The organism is Proteus sp. FME41, from assembly GCF_014897315.1.
GTDB lineage: Bacteria > Pseudomonadota > Gammaproteobacteria > Enterobacterales > Enterobacteriaceae > Proteus.
Map to the genome: position 1 here is coordinate 66,503 of NZ_JABUYL010000006.1, position 19,332 is coordinate 85,834.

The following is a 19,332-nucleotide window of genomic DNA, read 5'->3' on the forward strand; positions in this document are numbered from 1 at the left end:
CCCTTCTTATCGACAAAATAAGAATTAAATTTATCGAACAAGGATGTTTGATGCAGATTTGGAGGCGTAAAGATGGAGACGGCGGCAGAAATAAGAGGGCGGATATTTAATATCCAGAAATACTCTATTTATGATGGTGATGGTATTCGTACTCTCGTTTTCTTGAAAGGCTGTAATATCCGCTGCCCTTGGTGTTCAAATCCAGAAGGTCTCAGCAGTGAATTTCAAGTGATGTACTCTCACGACAAATGTGTGGATTGCGGTAAATGTGTTGATGTTTGTCCGGCGGGTGTGCATTACATGACAACCAATGAAAGCGGTAAACAAGTTCATCGTGTTGATCGCGCTGTTGATTGTATTGGTTGTCGTAAATGTGAAGAAGTCTGTATCTCAGATGCTCTTGATATTATGGGAAAAGATGTTTCTGTCTCTGAGTTAATGAAAATCATCATGCAAGATTATGATTTTTACATCTCTTCAGGTGGCGGCGTCACAATCGGTGGCGGTGAAATGAGTTTACAAACTGATTTTGCGGTTGCGCTTTTACGAGAATGTAAAAAGATGATGATCAATACCGCTGTAGAGACACAAGCAACCACGAACGTGGCGAATTATGAAAAATTAGCGGAAGTCGTTGATCAATTTCTTATTGATATCAAACACATTGATACCAATCAGCATAAAGCGTTGTTTGGGGTCGGTAATGAGAATGTCCGTCGTAATCTAGAAAGATTGATGGAACTGGGTGCAAACGTAGTGATCCGTATGCCTTTAGTTCGCGGTTATAACGACTCTTATGATGCGATAACAGAGGCGATCCATTACGCCATGGCGCTATCAAAACGCGGCCATATTCAGCGTATTGATATTCTTCCTTATCACCAATTTGGACGTAATAAATACGAAAAATTGGAAATGATCTATCCAATGAAGAACGATCCAAGTTATACGCCAGAAGAGTTAGACAGTTTGGAAACCTTCTTTAAGACGTTTGATTTCGATATCCGTCTTGTCCGTCACTAAGTAGGAGATAAAGATGAACAGTTTAGGTGTAATTGAAACGCGAGGGTTAACTGCCGCAATTCAAGCCGCAGATGCAGCCTGTAAAGCGGCAAATGTAGAAATTATCGGGTACCGAAAAGTAGGTTCTGGGTTGGTATCAGTCTGTTTTCAAGGTGAAATCAGTGCAGTAAAAACGGCGATTGATCATGGTGTTGAAGTTGTTAGTCAGAAAGAATTAGTGATTGGTTCGTTGGTGATTGCAAGACCCGAACCGAGCGTTATTGCAAAATTACTGACAGTTAAACATCAGAAGAAAGCGCCAATAATGGCTAAAGCCGTACCGCCCGTTATGACAGAAACTCAAACAGTTGTTATTGAAACAACCGCTACAAATATGGCTGAAAAAGTAGAAGAAAAAGTTGCTGATAACGGTGAGATTGCAAAAGATATCGCTGATCCTCTAGCGCATAACGTGGCTTCTGAAACTCAAGCAGTGACAGATAAAGCACAAAACAGTAAAAAAGAGATCAAGCCAGAAGGTCGTAAAGGTAAAAAACAATGATTAATCAACAACTCATGGGAAAAATTCTCTCTCGCTTACCTGCTCATGGTGTGATGTTGAGAGAGAGTCAAGGAATGGCAATCCCGGTTGGTATCTCTAATCGTCATGTGCATCTTTCACAGCAAGATGTTGAAGCGTTATTTGGTAAGGGCTACCAACTCACTCCCTTTAAAGATCTTAAACAACCAGGTCAATTTGCAGCAAAAGAGTGTGTGATTGTCGTGGGATCTAAAGGCTCGATCAGTAAAGTTCGTGTTTTAGGACCGGTTCGTCCACAAAGCCAATTAGAAATTTCAAAAGCTGACTGTTTTGCATTAGGTGTAAAAGCACCTGTGCGTGAATCGGGGGATTTAGCGGGTTCTGGCAATGCGGTTTTAATGGGGCCTGCAGGTCATGTTGAATTAAAAGAGCAAGTGATTTGCGCTCAACGCCATATTCATATGAGTGAAATTGACGCCAGAATGTTAAACGTCACCAATGGACAAAAGGTGCATGTAAAAACAGAAGGTGAGCGTAGCTTGATTTTTGATGAAGTCGTTGTTCGTGTTAGTGAGAAATTTTCACTGGAATTTCATATTGATACGGATGAAGCCAATGCCGCTGGGCTTCGTAATAATGATAGTGTATTTATTGTCAGCTAAAGTAATGAGGTGACGTAATGGACAATCAGTTAATCGAAAGGATTGTTACTGAAATAGAAAGAAGAATGAAAAAGTCGGTGTTGTTAGCACTTACCCCTGCACCAGGATATCAAGATGAAATTTATCAACGTATCAACACTTTTTCTCATATTCGATTTTCTCTTTTTGTCACAACACCAGCGCAAACGTGCCATGATTTGTCGAAATGGCGTCATCTAGGCGATATGTATAAAGTAGATGAGTTTGATATTAATACCTTATCTTCTTATCGTGTTTTGTTTGTTCCCTATTTCGATAAAAAGCTGATGGGTGAAATTATTAATGGATTATTTATCAGTGAAGAAGGACAGTTAATTCATTCTGCACTGGCTCAAAATATCCCTGTTATGGCATTACCCTATTTTTGCCAACCAGAAAGTGAATTAAATGAGATTTTAGGTGTAAATAAAAATAAAGAGTACAACCTGCTTATTCAGGAAAATATTAATCGATTAACATCATTAGGTGTTTTTTTCTATTCCATCAATGAAATAGAAAGTTATTTAGTTAATAATGATATTAGTCTTAAAGTAAAATCTGAATGTCATCCTGAAATAAAAAAAGAGAATAATAATCGCTATATTACGTTAAACGAAGTAATGAATAAGCCTGGAGAATATCGTTTATCACAAGATAAATTGACGGATTCTGCTATTGAATATTTAAAAAGCTTAAAAAATTAATATTAAATTATATCTGATAACTCAGGAGTCTTATTATGTCACCAAAAGCTAAATCATGGCTTTGGATGCTGGCGGTTATTATTTCAGAAACCTCAGCAACCTCTACCTTAAAAATGTTTGATAATAGTGAAGGTACAACCAAAACATTATTATTAGGTTTAATTGTTGTTCTTTATGTTATTTGTTATTACTCATTATCACGTGCAGTAAAAAATATTCCAGTGGGCTTAGCTTATGCAACATGGTCAGGCACAGGGATTTTAGTCGTGTCTTCTTTAGGTATGTTCTTTTATGGTCAACAGCCTGATACGGCAGCAATGATAGGGATGGCGGTTATTGCCAGTGGTATTGTGATCATGAATCTCTTCTCGAAAATGGGCTCTGAAGAAGAGGAAGAAGAGACAACGGAAACGCTGAATATTAAACAAACTGCCTCGTCAGTGAATAAATAAATCTATTTTATAATAAATCTATTTTTAATAAATAAGTACTTTATTAGAATAAATAAGGATAACAATTATGTTTACCGGATTCTTATGGCTGGCGTTGTCTATTGGTTCTGAAATCACTGGTACATCAATGATTAAAAAAACCAATGGCTTTAGTAAATTAGCCCCTTCTGTTTTAGTTATTGCGGCTTACTGTATTTGTTATTTCGCATTAACGCGCGCAATGGGATATATCCCTGTTGGCGTTGCTTATTCATTGTGGTGTGGATTTGGTATTGTGGGTGTGACGCTAGTAGCTATGGTGTTATATAAGCAAAAACCAGACTTACCAGCCATATTTTCGATGGCATTAATTATCTCTGGTGGGATAATTATGAATACATTCTCTACCATGTAAGCTAACTTTATAAATTAGATCGTGATTTGACCTTTTTAATTAAAATACCGATAGGTGATTAAACACTATCGGTATTTCGTTTGTTTAAAATAAACTCCCTTTTATAAGGGTGATTTTTTTATATATCCACTCATTTCCTAACAAGATAATACGGTTTTTATTTTTAAGGAAATAGTTATGATTTTATCACCTGTTAACCAAAATGCGCCGTCCTCGACAGTTGTAAACTTATCAAAAACATATAATGAGGGAAAAGGGAATATTCAATCTGATATAATCCGTATTGAAAATACAAGTAAAGAAACTAAGCCAATATTACTACCTAAACCGCCAGCAGGCTCACCAATATATACTCCTTTTGCTCGTATTTCAGCGTTACCTGTATTACCACCTAAACCACCAATTGGCTCACCAATATATAGTTCATCTGCCAGTATTTTAGAATTTTCTATATTACTAGAAAAAGTAGAGAACATAGGAACTAATAATAATTTACCTTCTAGACATAATCGTGCAGTTCTAAATATACCTAAATTTAATATTTCTCAATCTAATGAAGATATAAAGTTAAGTGAAAACAGAAAGAATTTTTTAGAGGCTGTTAAAAAATGTATTAATACAGATAAATATAATGAAAAAGCTACAAAGTTATTTAATAATCTAAATTGTTTAAAATATAACTACAATGATTATCAATCAGTTGAAAATTCTAGATATAGCAATCAACTAGAATATCGTAAAGAGACTTTAATCAAAATAGGTGAGGTAGTATTACCTGCAAATAATGTTAGCTCTTATAATTCACCTAATATGACTATTGCATCTCAATATCCATTGAATAACAAAGAGAATTTAAATAATTATTTCAATATGCTATTTGATAATGATATAGATACAGTTTATGTTTTAGCATCGAATGATGATATTAAAAAAGATCTCTCTAAGCTTGGTCGTGAATATAATAGAGGTGATTTTGAAAATGAAGGGTTTAAATATTTTAAAGAAAATTTAGGGTTAGATGATATAAAAACAAAACTGACTGAAAAATGGATGGTAAGGGAAGGAGATAAAGATAAACCGACTTTGTCTTGTAAAGCTTATGTTCAATCCATGGCTAAGAATAGTAGTAATGAAACTAAAAATATAAAATTTGTGCATGTTTATGATTGGAAAGATCATACAGGAATAGATGCAACTAAATTAAGAAATACAATTGATGTTATTGGTGGCAATTTAAAAATAAAGCCAACGAAAGAAAATATAGTTGTCCATTGCCTTGCCGGGTTAGGAAGAACAGGGGAATTTATTGCTTTAATAGAAATGATTAAAATGCTAGAAACAGGAAATACAAAAGGAAAAAGCTTAGAAAATATCATCTCTGATCTAAGAGAAAAACGCAGTGTTAGTGCACTTTATCAACCAGAACAAATTGCTGAACTCGTTAAATATGCAATAAATAATAATATCCCTTTGCTCAATGATGATATTAAAATGAGATAATGGTTGTTCAAAAATGGCTATAAATAAAATCCCCATTGCATTCACAATGGGGATGGGGTTTTACGATATGACTGCTTATTATTTCTATAAATTTACAGGTGAAATACACGATCTTCACCAGTAGGTAATTCAATCGTTAAGCTAAGTTTACCGCCTAAAGCTTCAACATAGCGTTTTAATGTTGTCAGTTTTAGATCATTACCTCTTTGTTCTATTTGGGTAATTGCGGGTTGAGTAATTCCTAGATGAGTAGCCAATTCTTTTTGTGAAATATTTAATTCTTCTCTTAAGATTTGTAGCCCTGTTTCTAGTATCAATTCATCAGCCATTTTTTTTATACGTTCTTGGCTTTCAGGAGAACGTTCAGCGATAGCTTGTTGAAGTGTTTTCATTGTCTTTTCTCATTGATAATAGATATGAGGTAAATTCGCGATCCGCTATATGGATCATCGTTTGATAAAATTTCTTATTGTTAGTTTTATTTCCTGCACATAGCACAATAGCGTTTCTAGTTGGATCAAACGCAAAAAATATTCGTATAGGTTTTCCTGTGTGTTGTATCCGGAGCTCTTTCATATTGGGATATTTTGAGCCTTTGATGTTATCAGCATGTGGCCTTGGTAACCTAGGTCCATAAACAGCTAGATTCTGTAAGGCTGCTAAAATTCGTTCTTGTAACTCGCTGCTTTGTTCTAATAACCAAGAATCGAAATTATTTGTAAATAATACATTCCACACAGTTCACCTCATATAAGTTATAGCTTATTTTTAGGGTAATAAGCTACAGCTTATATTTCAATACTCGTCAGAGTAGCAAGATAGGGTTTATTTTTCAAAGTATTCCCATTAATAAATAAAATCCCCATTGCATTCACAATGGGGATGGGTTTTACGATATGACTACTTATAATTGCTTTTTGTTTTTAGATTTACTGCTCACGGACTTGCTGCAACTGTTTTTGTCGCTCAGTTTGGGCGCTGATTTGATGGTTTCTGGCTAAGAAACTGTACATTGTGGGCAACACAAACAGGGTAAATAGCGTGCCGACTAACATACCTGATACAATAATTAGCCCTAATCCATAGCGACTATTAGCGCCTGCACCACTGGCAAATAATAGGGGAATAAGGCCAATAACCATTGCTGCTGTTGTCATTAAAACAGGGCGTAAGCGAATTTTTGCCGCTTCAATAATGGCATCGCGACGGTTTAGATTTTTATGAATTTGCAACTCATTGGCAAATTCCACCATTAAAATTCCGTGCTTACTAATCAGTCCTATCAACGTGACTAAACCAATTTGGGTATAGATATTGAGTGTCACCATACCTAACGCTAATGGGACTAATGCACCACAAATTGATAACGGTACGGTAATTAAGATAATCAAAGGGTCGACTAAGCTTTCATATTGCGCAGCTAACACTAAGTAAATAATGATAAGCGCGGCAATAAAGGCAAAGACTAAGGTATTTCCTTCTTGAGTAAATTGGCGAGAGTCGGATTGCCAATCATGGCTAAAGCCAGCGGGTAACGAATCTGCTACGGTTTCAAGAAATGCAACGGCTTGCCCCATCGTGACACCAGGTGCGGGGATCGCTTGGAAGATAGCGGCGTTTTGTTGATTAAACTGAGTCAGTTTATTAGGTTCAACTTGCGTTGTAATATTCACAACAGTCGATAATGGGATCAAGACATTATCTTGAGTGCGAATATAGTGCCCTGCAAGCGCTGCGGGTGTTAAGCGCTGATGTCGTACACTTTGTGGAATAACGTCATAAGAGCGACCATCCATACCAAAGCGGTTAATATAGTGCTCACCCACTAATAGTGAGAGTGATTCACCAATATCTTGCATACGAATACCTAAACTATTGGCTTTAGCTCGGTCTATGGCTACTTGAACAACGGGGTTGTTGTAATCTAAATCACTGTCTACCACGACAAACAGACCGCTTTCTCTGGCTTGTTGCTTGATTTGCTCCATCGTTTCAAATAAAACGGGATAACCTAATGGACTGCGTAATACCATTTGCACAGGTAATCCACCCACAGAGCCGGGTAAAGAGGCTAATTGGAAAGCAAAAATACTCGTTCCCTCAACATTATTGACGCGGTTTTGTAAGTCAGCTTGAATTTGATCTGCGTTGCGATCACGTAAATTCCAACCATCAAAGTTAACACCACCAAAGCTAGCTGACGGGCCATCAGTACCGTTAATTATCCATGTGCTGTCTGTTTCAGGTAGGCTCATATAAATATCATCAAGCTTCTGATTAAAGCGTTCAGCATAGGCAAGATTTGCATGTTGTGGTGCTTTTACGGCAGTTAAAACACTGGCTTGATCTTCTGAAGGCGCCAATTCTTGTTTTGTTTGACCATATAAAAACGGCAAGCTAATAAATACGGCTAGGGCAAAAATAACGGTTAACCAACGATTAGCTAAAGAAAAATTAAGCACATAACCATAGTAGAGTGCCATCTTATCAAAGACAAATTCTGCCATTTTAGCCATTTTGCCTTCATTTTCTTTCGGCTTTAGCATTAATGAGCTCATCACCGGTGATAAGGTTAATGCCACAATTCCAGACACAATCACACTACCTGCCAGCGTTATGGCAAATTCTTTAAATAATGCGCCTGTTAATCCCGCCATTAAACCAATCGGGGCATAAACAGCGGCTAATGTAATTGTCATTGCAATAACAGGGCCAGCAACTTCTCTAGCACCCACTAATGCGGCTTGAACCGGAGATAAGCCTTCTTCAATATGTCGATGGACGTTTTCAACCACAACAATGGCATCATCCACTACAAGCCCAATGGCTAAAACCATTGCGAGTAAGGTGAGTAAGTTAATACTAAAACCAAAAGCAAGCATTAATCCGGCAGCACCTAACATTGATAACGGAATGGCAAGCACAGGAATAAGAACGGAACGGAATGATCCTAAACAGAGATAAATCACTGCGATAACAATTAAAATCGCTTCAATTAACGTTTGTACCACTTGGTTAATCGAGGCTTTGATAAAACGTGAGGTTTCAAACGCAAGCTCCACTTCGACGCTGGGAGGTAATGTTTTTTGAATATCAGCAAGATGGTCGCGAATACCATCGACAATGACTAATGGATTCCCTGTCGGTGTCGGAAATAAACCTAAAAATACGGCTTTTTTACCGTTCATAATACCGCTGGTTTCTGTTGCGGCCGCACCAAGCTCAACAGTACCAATATCTCGTAGACGTATGAGATTATTGCCATCATTACTGATAACCATGTCTTTAAATTCTTCGACATTAGTTAAATCGGTGTTCACATAAACGTTAGCAATAACAAACTCACCTTCAACTTTGCCAGGCGCAGCTTGGTAGTTATTACGGCGTACCGCATCAGCGACATCACTGGCTGTTAAGTTACGCCCTGCTAGCTTATCGGTATCTAACCACAAGCGCATGGCTAGTTGTTGTCCACCAAAGACTTGCACCTTAGCAACGCCATTAATGGATGAAAACATCGGTTCAACAACGCGAGAAAGATAGTCTGTTAGCTCAGGAATAGAAAGTTGTTCACTTGAAAAACCCACATAAGCCACCGCCGTAGATTCACCTGATGAAAGCTCAATTACGGGATCATACGCTTGTTCAGGTAGCTTATAACGCACCTGATTAACCTTCGCCATCACTTGTGTTAAGGCTTGAGTAGGGTCACGGTTTAGCTCCATCCTTACAGTGACTAAGCTTCTACCCTGTACCGAAGATGAGGAAATATAATCAACGCCTTCAACAGAGGAAACGGCTTGTGTAATGGGTTGAGTAACAAATCCCTGCATAAGCTCAGACGAAGCGCCAGGATAATCTGTTGCAATCGTGATTGTTGAGTTTTGTAGCATTGGATATTGGCGAATAGGCAGTTTACTGAACGCAAATGCGCCCAGTAAAAGGATCAGCGTGCTAACAACTAATGCCAAAACAGGTCGCCGAACAAAAATATCGGTAAACTTCATCATTAACTCCCGTTATGGTTTCGTTGTCGCAGATTGAGCTAGGGTTAACGTGTCTTGCTCAATAGGCTCAATTGAGATGCCATCACTTAATTTAATTTGACCGGACGAGACAATGTGATCACCAAGGGCTAAGCCTTCTTTTATCTCAATCAGGCCGTTGTAGCGCAATCCAACTTTCACAGAGACACGCTTAGCGATAAGGTTTTTTTGATTGTCAGACTGCGCTACAAACACGGTATCTCCATAAGCAGTATAAGTGACTGCGGTTTCTGGTACGGTTAGCACCATAGGACTGTCTGGAGAAGTAACTTGAACACGAGCAAACATGCCCGCTTTTAATTTGTTATCGGTATTCGGTAAAACAGCTTGTACTTGTACAGTACGAGAAGGACCAATAAGAGGATCGACAGCATTAATAGAACCGGTAAAGACCATATCTGGGTAAGCATCAACTTCGATATTAATGGGCTGTTTTGTGGAAATTTTGGGAGCAGCTTGCTCATCAAGTGAAAAGTTGAGTTTTAAATGACTCGCATCGACTAAAGATGCCACACGTTCACCGGCAGTAAGGTACTGTCCTTCATGAACAAGTTTTATCCCGACAATACCATCAAAAGGCGCTTTTATTGCTTTCTGTGCAATTCGCGCTTTCACTTCACGAATGGATGCGGCAATCATATCGCGCTCAGATAATGTACTGTCTAATTGCGCAGCGGCTGCGACATTTTTACTATAAAGCTGTCTTGTACGGGAGTAGAGTTTATCCGCGTTAGTTAATTGTGCTTGTAAACGTAATAATTCCGCTTGTTCGGGTTCATCATTTAACTTAGCTAAAACTTGACCGGCTTTAACCGTTTGTCCTGACTCAAAATTAATTACGGCAATACGACCATTGGTTTCAGCAGCTAAATAAACTTGGCGTGCTGCTTCTAATTCACCAACACCTTGCATATTGTTAGGTAATTTTGATGATTGTACGGTGGCTAATGCCACTTTAGTGGGAGGATAAGCAAATTGCTGTGTGGCATCTTCATCAGATGACGTTGTTGCATAAACCATTGCACCTGCACTGAGTAAAAAGAGTGAGGCACACACAGTAAGAGTAAGTTTTTTATTCATATTATTGTTGATCCCATAGTGAATGTTTTTCTATTTTTATGGTTTTATGCGTTATTTTTTCGCCATAACGCTCTGAAATGACTTGCCATTGCTGTGGTTATTAATCCACCAATAACTGCTAAATGTTCTACTGCAAAAAACATCGACAGCATGGCTTTATCTCCCGTCATATCCCAAAAGGTATGAACAATCACAATAGTTAAAAATAAAAAGACAGCTAAAGCGCCAGCACCTAGCCATAGATAGCGATCAAAAAGCACTAAAAGTGAGCCACAAAATAAGACGATCGCTGTGGCAATATTAAAGAACCAATCTGGATCCAATCCCGCTGCACGCATTTCAGCCAAACTATTCTTGTAATCAAAAACTTTGGCAAAGCCAGAAGAAAGAAATAAAACAAGAATAAGTAATCTGGCGATAAACCATAAAGAGCGACTTTCGAGAATACGTGCAATTGAATTTGGCATTCATCTGACCTCAACAATCTTAAAAACAGAAGCCAGCATCCCACTGGCTTGACTTAATTTGAGGAGAGGACTATAAAACCTCAGGTTAAGTTGAGGTCAAGAGGAAAAGATGAAAAAAGAAAAAATAGATTTCAATAGAGCACTTACGGTAGGTGAAGTGGCAAAACGCAGTGGTGTTGCGATTTCAACGCTTCATTTTTATGAGGAAAAAGGGTTAATTGAAAGCTATCGAAGTGCAGGTAATCAGCGCCGTTACCCACCTGTTGTATTGCGCTATGTGGCCATTATCAAAGCAGCGCAAAGTACGGGTATTCCGTTAAAAGAAATTCAGGAAATATTGGGAAAATATCCGCCAAATAGTAAATTAACAGCAGAACAATGGCACGAAATATCAACAGATTGGAAAGTGCGACTAGATGAACGCATTCGTAGACTTAAACGGTTACGTAATGGGCTGGATCACTGCATTGGTTGTGGCTGTTTATCATTGAGTGATTGTCCGTTACGTAATCCTGATGATATTTTAGGTGAAAAAGGGGCTGGGCCTCAGATCCTATAATTAAAATGTAAATGATGCACTATCAGGTTTAAAAAAGCCTTCGTAGGTTTCTTGGTTATCAGTTATACCTAATAAATCGAGCGTAAATTGATGATAAAAACCTTGATAAGAAAGAAGTGAAATTAATGCCTGATTAATAACATCTTTATTCTCGCTATTTTCTAATTCACTTTCCTGTCGAGCATAGATTAATAGTGTAACTTGACGTTTTTCTTTTAAGGTTTGATTACCCTCATTTTTGACATCAAACTGATTTAATAACGCCAATACGTCTTTAGCATTATCAATGCGGGACGTTTTTAAATGTTGATAAAAAGTCGGGTTTAATGTCGTCATTAAAGGATCTCCCTTTTGATTCGTAAAGCGCTTTGAGGTCGATGAATGAGATTGCGGTTCAGATACCGCTGGTGGTTTTAAGGCATCAATCTTCATGATTATCCTCGCTTGGCATCTCTAATTGTGAGGGAATATCTTCCAATACATCAAACGTATTAATAAATTTAATGAGAGTTTCTTTAATTTCTTGAGTAAAAACAGTTTTACCGCGTTCAGAAAAAGGCGAGTGAAATTGATTTTTTAGATCATTTATTAAAAGTGCTGGATCAAAAAAGGTGACTTGATCGCCTGCATGAAGCGCGATTTTTTTGCTGTTATGCGTTATCAATTCAATATTGGGATTATTAAGTTCTTTTTCGAGATAGCGATGTAATGTCGCTGGAATTTCTAATGTTATTTTTTTTTCAGAAGGCGTCGTTGCAAGTAAACGTTGTACCAGTTTACTTTGTATTTCGGGTGATTCAAAAAGCTGAGCAAGCGTTGTCGTTATTTGCTCTCGTTGTTTAAACTCATATTGCGTTAATTTTTCTTGGTACTGCGCAGAAAACCTTAAGATATCGCCTAGCAATGCCTGTAATCCATCACTATATGCATGATTTATTACCTCCTTATGATGCACTTCTAATTTGTCAGTAAAATCTCGGAGCATTTTTTTTGTTGCGTGTTTGGCGGCTATTTCAGCTTTGTGGATCTTATCAAACTGTCGGACATAGCGAGCGCGGATCAATATACCTTCAAGGGTATATGTTAAGAGGTTTTCAGGCAGTGAGCGCAGCATAATCTAATACCAGAAGAAAAAGTGAACGAGATAATATTAGCGATTTAGGTAAGACAATAGTTGATGATTGTGGCGCAAAAAGTAATGTAAAACGCTGAGAAAGTGCCATTGAAATTGAAGTGATAAAATTAAACAATAATTGATAACCAATGCTTATTGGTTCGATATCTTTTAATGAAAGTGTTGTCTCTTTATCAATATTTATGACAGGGTAAAGAGATAAAAATGATTTTAAAGGTGGCTCAAGCTGGTAGTAATTGTCTGATAATAGAAGTGCTTGTCGAGAATAGAAATAACCAAGGAATAAAGCACAGCGAGGAAGTAATTCCCAATGTGTGAAAATTTTCTCTACCACATGATCAATATTACAGTCGAGTTTATTAATAAATTGGTATTGCTGAATTAATTCACGATTAGCTAATTTTTGCCATACGGTATTATCTTCTTTTGAGGCCAAGACGCTGTAATCTGTATGAATGTAACTTAATGGTTCATACATCACACTAGAAATTAGTTCAAACTGCTCAGGTGTTGGATTCATCATTACTCTCCACAGCGTGTATTTTTTTACGTCGATAAATGATGAAAAAAGCTGTAATAATAGCAATAACAAACAGACAGAATAAACCGAGAAGTAGCCAAGGAGTTAGGAATAAATGAGGATTACCTGAATGAGTTTGATTATTTAATACATTGAATTTATTGATATTTCTAGGGTAGAGTAAAACAGTAATATTATTTTCATCCATATCGTTAAAGGCATTATGAAGAAAAGCACGAATATCTTCACTGAGCTGATCATTATCGAGTTGGCTATCTTCATAAAAAACTAACGCTGAAGCATGAGGAGGTGGAATAACACGTTCAGTCGGGGATAACTGATAACTAATATGTACTCTTGCATCAATAATGTGGTCAATCGTGAGCAATGATTGCTCTAAGCGTTGCTCAATCGCTGAAATTAATCGTGCTTTTTCGGCTTGAGGTGATGAAACTAATGCATCGGAGGGAAACAGTTGAGTAACTTCAATACGAGAAAGTGTGGGTAATTGATACTCCTCTAAAATTTGAATCGCAATACCCATATCTTCTTTTTTGACAGCAACATCAAATAACCCTTTGCCTAATGCAGTACGTGTACTGGTTATTTGATGTTTTTGTAAAATGGCTTGAATTTCGGTTGTTTGTCTTTGATCTAAATTAGTAAGTAGTGATTGATCTTTACAACCACTCAATAACGGAATCAGACCCAATAATAATACCAGTAAAAGATATCGCGTTTTCATTACTATTGAGCCTTAAGTAAGGTTTCAACAATATTTAGGGATTTTCTTGCCAAGGTACTCGCTAAATTCATCGTAATTGTGTAGTCGTTCAGTGTTGTTTGTAGCTCAGTATAACTTTGAATATCACTCAGTTTACCTAATGTGGTTAACTTGTCTTGGATCTGTTTTTCATATTGAAAACCACTGGAAATGCTGTTTATCAGCATTGCCGACATGTTTTCATCACTTGTACTTTTTTCATTTGGCAATATTGCTAAATGAACAGGAACAACGGGCATAATCGCCATATACATTCTCCATTAAATAAGAACTAACGCATATTTCCAATAATGCTCATTGCTAAATCTTTAACGACTTTAATCGAGGTCGATTGTGCATTACGGGTAATATTGTATTCAGCGAGTTTTGCTTGATAATCGGCTAAGGCCGCTGCATTAGAGGTATCAGCTTTTAAGGCATCTAATGCGGCTTTTAATGCGTCACTTTGGTTTTTAACGGGTTCTTGAAAATAATCATCAATTTTATCGATAGAACTGACATCATCAGCAACAGGATAAGCTGGCATAATTTATTCCTTTAAGATTGAGTCTAAAATAGTAATATCATTATTATCCTTGAGGAAAATAACGATGTTGGCTGTCAAGAAAAATGTATCCACGATCTTCTTGTAAGATTGCTTTGTTTTTCAGTATAGGAACCTGTCTATTTTCACGATAAGAGATAAATTTTCTTCCAAAAATAGCAGTTTGTTTTTTTATATAACTATCAAGCATCATTTTATTTTTATTATTAATCTCATCATCAAAAATAAACATGACTCCATTGTTTTTCTCCTCAATGGTATAACCAATAGTTTGTGTAAACTCAAATTTATTTATATCCTTAATAATATAAGGTATTGATACTTCTTTAATAATGGGTTGGCAATCTTTTGAAAAAACATTATTGATATTATCTATAATTTTTAACCTTTCATTTTCATTATGATAGAGAAAAGTAATTATAGGTTTATTTTTATCTTTGAGCGTTATATGTGTGATTTTCTTATTGTTTTCAATAGATAGTGATTTTATTTTTTCTATATCAATATAGAGGTTATTGGTTTCTAATTCATTTTTTATTCTTACTTTAGGGTATAAATCATCATAAATGCAATAATACCCATTATTTCCTTTAAATCCTTTAAAATTTAAACTTTTTGATACAATAGAGGCTTCTTTTTTTTCTATTGGCATCTCTATATATAAAAATAAAGCAATAAATAATAGAAATATTAAAAATAATGATATTAGGTTTCTTTTAGTTATTGTTTTTCTCTTCTTCCTTTGTTTAAAATCAAGAGAATGAAAGGGTAAATCACTCTTGTCACTGATTAAAAATGCTGGAATATCATTAAGATAAATTGGTTTGTTAATGGGTAAAGGATATTCTTTACCAATCTCTTTGGGGATTACACTGCTTTCAATTTTATATTTATTATTTTCTCTGTTCTCTTCATTAAGTATAATAGAGAGCTTTTTTTTATCTTCATTTTTATTGCAAGGAATATAAATAGTTGTTTTATCATCGTTTTTTTCTATTTCACTATACTCATTATTATACAGAAAGAAGACATAATGGTTAGGAGCTAATGGCAATATAGTGTTTTTTAATGGACCACTAAGAATATAAATATAATACAGCATTAGAGTTAGCCTAATAAAAATTTTATTAATTCATGAGATAAATGTAGTTTAATGAATTAATAATAAAATTTCTTTTAAAAAAAAGTACATGTTTTTTATTTGATAATAAGTGTTAATATATTATTATGATTTTTTAAATAATAAACAGAAAATTTTCACTATTCATCTTTATAGTTAATTATAGGTGATATTATTGTAATATCATATAAGGCTAAAATATTAAAATACACTGACTAACAGTTTCTGAAATTTATTTAATTAATGAATGAATACATAATAAGGTATTAACTATGTTAATAAATGATATAAAAATAAGTGGTGATAAAAATATATTAATGGGGAATTCATTGTTTTTTTGTGTTCCATTAAAGGATGATTACCCAGTAAAGATATATGATGAAAAAACAACTAAAATCATAAAAGGAAAAGCGTTTATTTATAACTCTAAAAATGAAGATGTTATTTTTCAGTCTGAAAACCAATCATGGCGTATTGAAAAAAGATCCTTTTTTATCTGTGCTAGATTATTAGCATTCATTGATTATGCTCGTGATTTTTCAAAAATGACAGCAATAGGATCTGAATTTGATATTAATCAACAGATTTTTTATATAGAAGATACAAATAAATCATTCGAATATGTATTAATTAATGAAGCCATAAAAACAGAAAGTCAATTAGATGCGCTTTTCGTCACGATAAGACACAGTGAAAGCTATTGGCTTATTTTGCATCTCATTAGTTATTTAGATGAGAAGAAAAGCAATATTGCGCAGATTGGAGAACGATATGGCGTATCAGGTACGCATTTTAGACGACTCTGTAAACGTTATTTAGGTAATTGTGGAAAAAGTCAGCTACGTTCATGGCGTGCCGCGTCTTCAATTTTAACCACACTATCAACAGATGAATCATTAACACAAATTGCAGTCGATAATGGATTTAGTTCAGCGTCTCATTTTTCTAATGAAATTAAGACATTATTTGGTATTACACCGACAGAATTTCGCCGAATTGGTAATCATCTCTATGAAAATAAGAAATAAAATTTATTGTATTGTTGGGCTAATATTGTGTTACAGCATTGCTTTACAAGTACAGGCAACAGAAGGGAAAGTCATTTATACACATCAGGTGAAAAAACCCGATATGTTTATTGCCGTTGATACTCGAGTTGAGCAATTCTTTTTTGTGTTGTCAGATAAATTAAACAAACCATTTATTCTGAGTAATGCCGTCAAAAAGGAGAGGATAACTGGCAATTTTGATCTTTCTTCACCCGAAGATGCCTTTGAATTAATGGTGAAACGGCTGTCATTACTTTATTTCAATGATGGAAAAGCTATTTATATTTATGAAAGTAGTGAAATTTCACAAGAGCTGTTTCAGGTAAGTAATATAGGCATCACAGCGCTTAAAGAATACTTACAAGATGTGGGGTTGTATGACTCACGTTATCCATTACGTGCAGGGCGTGATCAACGTACTTTTTATATCTCTGGCCCCCCTATTTATATCAAATTAGTTACAGCCGCCGCTGAGTTTTTGGATAATGATGTACAAGAGCAAATTAATGAGAATATCAATAGCCAAATACCGACAGGAAGTTCTCGCTATGGTGATAAATTTGTACAAATATTCCCATTAAAAAATACTTTTGTACAAGATAGAACTTACTCTCTACGTGATGAAAAGGTCGTTTTACCGGGTATTACCTCTGTGTTACAACAGTTGTTTATGACCACTGATGGAATAAAAAAAACATCCATGGGTTCTCTGAAGGGAGAAGAGAATAACAGCGAACAGCAAGATGATGATGTGATAAATAGTTATCAAGAAGCTAATACCCCAGTTATAACTAAAATAGGGCAATATGACGTCGAATTAGTACCACTGCCAGGTTCAAATAGCCTTTTAGTCAAAACGAGTCGAGAAGGTTTAGCGCTGATTGGTTCACTTATTGCTCAATTAGATAAACCTAAAAGACAAGTTGAATTGTCATTATGGATAATCGATATTTCCAAAAGTAAAGCCGATAGTTTGGGTGTTAATTGGCAGGCAAGTTATGGTTCTGGTAAGAATACATTCTTTTTTAATACAGCAAGTTTAAGTGCAGCATCTGGTTTTAACTTTTTAGGTAAAATTAAAGCATTGAGTGAGGATGGCGAAGCACAAATGGTGTCTCGCCCTATTTTGTTAACACAAGAAAATACCCCTGCTATTTTTGATAATAACACGACCTTTTATACACAAATAAAAGGTGAGCGTGTCGCTTCATTAGAATCAACAACATTTGGCACGATGATTAGTGTATTACCTCGTATTGGTAACTCAAATAAAGATATTGAGATGATCATTAATCTTGAAGATGGTGCAGAAAAAAAAGAGGATAACGGTAATGATGAAAGTGTTGAAAAATTACCCGTTATTAACCGCACAAATATTAGTACGGTTGCTCGTGTTTCGGAAGGTGGAAGCTTATTAATCGGTGGATATACACGCGAAGATAATGTGACAGCTGAAAGTAAAGTTCCTTTTTTAAGTGCGATACCTTTTATTGGTCGAGCATTTAGTTATCAGTCTGACAATAATAAAAAAATGATCCGTATTTTTATGTTGCAGCCTCGTTTATTAGAAAAAGCAGAGAGTGAGTCTTTAGGATCTTTAACTGAAAATCCATTTGAGCCGATTGATAAAAAAACATCTCAGGCATTGAAACAACTTCAGGCCTTTATGGGGTGATATCATGATTGGGCCAATTAATACCTCTACTACAAACTTAGTAAATAATAATATTGGTAAAAAAAACCAGCAAGAAACAGAATATAAACAACCTAAAGTAACTGAAAACCAAAACTATCAAAATCAATTAATAGAAATATCTGATGATATGTCTATGGTTGCCACTCTGTTTTCTCAACGGTTCGGGCAATCATTAGATAAAAAAACAAATAGAGGAGAGGGGGTATTATATATTGCAGAAGAGGGGGCTGATAGAAAACTTGATAAAGTCATGATGTTATTTAGAAAATCAGGACGAAGTTTGCAAGAATTGCTCCAATATTTACGTAAAATGTTCCCTGATGAAAGTGATCTTGTGATGGTTTTACGAGAATTACTCAGGAAGAAAAAATTAGGGGCACAATTAGATGCTGGCATTGAAAATGAGATAAATCGTTTACTTGAAGGCGAGAATGGAAAGCAAATAAAAGCAGGTATTAATATTGCGCTGCAAGCCAAAACATTTGCAAAATTACTTTCTCTCGATGCATCGACATTAAGAAGCCTTTATCGTAGTTATATTAATCTTGATCTCGAACCTATCTATTTTTTTAAAATGTGGATAGAAGAATATGATATTAAACAATGTACTATTATTTTAAGCTTTTTAACCCAAAGCTTAATTTGTGATATGCAATCATTGGCACCAAGTTGTGCTCAAAGTTATGAATTTGGTTATTTTCTTGAACGAGTTAATAAGCTACGTGTTTTATATAGTTTTATAGAGACAAACATAAATAAATTAGATAAAGAAGAATTAAAAAATACAATAACCGAAAAGGATCTTTATCAATTGATTTTTTATGGAATGACATTTCCAGAGGATATGGAAAAATATTTAATATCTCTTTTGGTGGATGAATGGGCTCATTATTTAGTCAATATAAAAATGAAAATATTACAAGGATTAAAAACAATGTTTAATCAATATCCTGAAACATTATATTTATCTTATGATTTTAGAGATGAGTGTCAAATAATTATACAAAAATTTATAGATAATTATCTTAGATTAGAACAATATCAACAAAGAAAATAAAC

The 19,332-nt window shown here is 35.3% G+C and carries 23 protein-coding genes; 11 read left to right on the top strand and 12 right to left on the bottom strand.

Annotated features, from left to right (window positions below; genetic code table 11):
• Nucleotides 1–72: 72 nt before the first annotated feature.
• The 7 genes from cutD (at nucleotide 73) to INT04_RS07445 (ending at nucleotide 5,273) form a co-directional block, all read left to right on the top strand.
• Complete coding sequence (cutD, locus tag INT04_RS07415; protein WP_193015515.1) at nucleotides 73–1,023, top strand: choline TMA-lyase-activating enzyme; 951 nt, start codon at nucleotides 73–75, stop codon at nucleotides 1,021–1,023.
• A gap of 13 nt (nucleotides 1,024–1,036) precedes the next feature.
• Nucleotides 1,037–1,564, top strand: a complete 528-nt coding sequence (locus INT04_RS07420; RefSeq protein ID WP_193015516.1) for a BMC domain-containing protein — start codon at nucleotides 1,037–1,039, stop codon at nucleotides 1,562–1,564.
• Nucleotides 1,561–2,205: a phosphate propanoyltransferase gene (locus INT04_RS07425; RefSeq protein ID WP_193015517.1), complete on the top strand. Its 645-nt coding sequence runs from the start codon at nucleotides 1,561–1,563 to the stop codon at nucleotides 2,203–2,205. Before INT04_RS07420 ends, INT04_RS07425 begins: the two co-directional genes overlap by 4 nt.
• Before the next feature lie 17 nt (nucleotides 2,206–2,222).
• On the top strand, nucleotides 2,223–2,927 hold the full coding sequence (locus INT04_RS07430) for a hypothetical protein (protein ID WP_193015518.1): 705 nt from the start codon (nucleotides 2,223–2,225) through the stop codon (nucleotides 2,925–2,927).
• A gap of 35 nt (nucleotides 2,928–2,962) precedes the next feature.
• The gene (locus INT04_RS07435) at nucleotides 2,963–3,379 is read left to right on the top strand and encodes a DMT family transporter (RefSeq protein WP_193015519.1); all 417 of its coding nucleotides are present in this window, start codon (nucleotides 2,963–2,965) and stop codon (nucleotides 3,377–3,379) included.
• A 67-nt stretch (nucleotides 3,380–3,446) separates the two neighbouring features.
• Nucleotides 3,447–3,773 (top strand): DMT family transporter, encoded by a 327-nt coding sequence (locus tag INT04_RS07440; RefSeq protein ID WP_109408420.1) that lies wholly within the window; start codon nucleotides 3,447–3,449, stop codon nucleotides 3,771–3,773.
• A 177-nt stretch (nucleotides 3,774–3,950) separates the two neighbouring features.
• Entirely contained in the window at nucleotides 3,951–5,273 is a 1,323-nt protein-coding gene (locus INT04_RS07445) for a protein-tyrosine phosphatase family protein (RefSeq protein WP_193015520.1), read from the top strand.
• Between the two features lie 92 nt (nucleotides 5,274–5,365).
• Here INT04_RS07445 and INT04_RS07450 read toward each other — a convergent pair whose 3' ends face one another.
• The 5 genes from INT04_RS07450 to INT04_RS07470 form a co-directional block, all read right to left on the bottom strand.
• Nucleotides 5,366–5,665: a helix-turn-helix domain-containing protein gene (locus INT04_RS07450; protein WP_193015521.1), complete on the bottom strand. Its 300-nt coding sequence runs from the start codon at nucleotides 5,663–5,665 to the stop codon at nucleotides 5,366–5,368.
• Nucleotides 5,637–6,011: a type II toxin-antitoxin system RelE/ParE family toxin gene (locus tag INT04_RS07455; protein WP_193015522.1), complete on the bottom strand. Its 375-nt coding sequence runs from the start codon at nucleotides 6,009–6,011 to the stop codon at nucleotides 5,637–5,639. Before INT04_RS07455 ends, INT04_RS07450 begins: the two co-directional genes overlap by 29 nt.
• Nucleotides 6,012–6,202: 191 nt before the next feature.
• Nucleotides 6,203–9,280: a MexW/MexI family multidrug efflux RND transporter permease subunit gene (locus INT04_RS07460; RefSeq protein WP_193015523.1), complete on the bottom strand. Its 3,078-nt coding sequence runs from the start codon at nucleotides 9,278–9,280 to the stop codon at nucleotides 6,203–6,205.
• 12 nt (nucleotides 9,281–9,292) lie between these two features.
• Nucleotides 9,293–10,399 (bottom strand): efflux RND transporter periplasmic adaptor subunit, encoded by a 1,107-nt coding sequence (locus tag INT04_RS07465; RefSeq protein WP_193015524.1) that lies wholly within the window; start codon nucleotides 10,397–10,399, stop codon nucleotides 9,293–9,295.
• 44 nt (nucleotides 10,400–10,443) lie between these two features.
• Nucleotides 10,444–10,866 (bottom strand): DoxX family protein, encoded by a 423-nt coding sequence (locus tag INT04_RS07470; protein WP_193015525.1) that lies wholly within the window; start codon nucleotides 10,864–10,866, stop codon nucleotides 10,444–10,446.
• 109 nt (nucleotides 10,867–10,975) lie between these two features.
• Between INT04_RS07470 and soxR the strand changes: the two genes are divergently transcribed.
• Nucleotides 10,976–11,425 carry a redox-sensitive transcriptional activator SoxR gene (gene soxR / locus INT04_RS07475; RefSeq protein WP_006536309.1) on the top strand — a complete coding sequence of 150 codons (450 nt, stop codon included), beginning with the start codon at nucleotides 10,976–10,978 and terminating at the stop codon, nucleotides 11,423–11,425.
• Here the strand turns inward: soxR and INT04_RS07480 are convergent, their stop codons facing one another.
• Genes INT04_RS07480 through INT04_RS07510 form a run of 7 tightly spaced genes read right to left on the bottom strand, consistent with a single transcriptional unit; the run spans nucleotide 11,426 to nucleotide 15,510 of the window.
• On the bottom strand, nucleotides 11,426–11,857 hold the full coding sequence (locus tag INT04_RS07480) for a hypothetical protein (RefSeq protein ID WP_193015526.1): 432 nt from the start codon (nucleotides 11,855–11,857) through the stop codon (nucleotides 11,426–11,428).
• Nucleotides 11,847–12,539 carry a type III secretion protein gene (locus tag INT04_RS07485; protein WP_193015527.1) on the bottom strand — a complete coding sequence of 231 codons (693 nt, stop codon included), beginning with the start codon at nucleotides 12,537–12,539 and terminating at the stop codon, nucleotides 11,847–11,849. The genes INT04_RS07480 and INT04_RS07485 overlap by 11 nt, the downstream gene beginning before the upstream one ends.
• Nucleotides 12,520–13,083: a type III secretion protein gene (locus tag INT04_RS07490; protein WP_193015528.1), complete on the bottom strand. Its 564-nt coding sequence runs from the start codon at nucleotides 13,081–13,083 to the stop codon at nucleotides 12,520–12,522. The genes INT04_RS07485 and INT04_RS07490 overlap by 20 nt, the downstream gene beginning before the upstream one ends.
• Nucleotides 13,064–13,825, bottom strand: a complete 762-nt coding sequence (gene sctJ / locus INT04_RS07495; RefSeq protein ID WP_193015529.1) for a type III secretion system inner membrane ring lipoprotein SctJ — start codon at nucleotides 13,823–13,825, stop codon at nucleotides 13,064–13,066. Before sctJ ends, INT04_RS07490 begins: the two co-directional genes overlap by 20 nt.
• 2 nt (nucleotides 13,826–13,827) lie before the next feature.
• The gene (sctI, locus tag INT04_RS07500; protein WP_193015530.1) at nucleotides 13,828–14,112 is read right to left on the bottom strand and encodes a type III secretion system inner rod subunit SctI; all 285 of its coding nucleotides are present in this window, start codon (nucleotides 14,110–14,112) and stop codon (nucleotides 13,828–13,830) included.
• A gap of 23 nt (nucleotides 14,113–14,135) precedes the next feature.
• Nucleotides 14,136–14,390, bottom strand: a complete 255-nt coding sequence (gene sctF / locus INT04_RS07505) for a type III secretion system needle filament subunit SctF (protein WP_193015531.1) — start codon at nucleotides 14,388–14,390, stop codon at nucleotides 14,136–14,138.
• 43 nt (nucleotides 14,391–14,433) lie between these two features.
• Nucleotides 14,434–15,510, bottom strand: a complete 1,077-nt coding sequence (locus INT04_RS07510; protein ID WP_193015532.1) for a hypothetical protein — start codon at nucleotides 15,508–15,510, stop codon at nucleotides 14,434–14,436.
• Between the two features lie 290 nt (nucleotides 15,511–15,800).
• On the opposite strand from INT04_RS07510, the gene INT04_RS07515 reads away from it, so the two are divergent.
• Genes INT04_RS07515 through sctW form a run of 3 tightly spaced genes read left to right on the top strand, consistent with a single transcriptional unit; the run spans nucleotide 15,801 to nucleotide 19,330 of the window.
• Nucleotides 15,801–16,556, top strand: a complete 756-nt coding sequence (locus tag INT04_RS07515) for a helix-turn-helix domain-containing protein (RefSeq protein WP_193015533.1) — start codon at nucleotides 15,801–15,803, stop codon at nucleotides 16,554–16,556.
• Nucleotides 16,540–18,252, top strand: a complete 1,713-nt coding sequence (gene sctC / locus INT04_RS07520) for a type III secretion system outer membrane ring subunit SctC (protein ID WP_193015534.1) — start codon at nucleotides 16,540–16,542, stop codon at nucleotides 18,250–18,252. Before INT04_RS07515 ends, sctC begins: the two co-directional genes overlap by 17 nt.
• Before the next feature lie 4 nt (nucleotides 18,253–18,256).
• Nucleotides 18,257–19,330 (top strand): type III secretion system gatekeeper subunit SctW, encoded by a 1,074-nt coding sequence (gene sctW, locus INT04_RS07525; RefSeq protein WP_193015535.1) that lies wholly within the window; start codon nucleotides 18,257–18,259, stop codon nucleotides 19,328–19,330.
• Nucleotides 19,331–19,332: the final 2 nt, after the last annotated feature.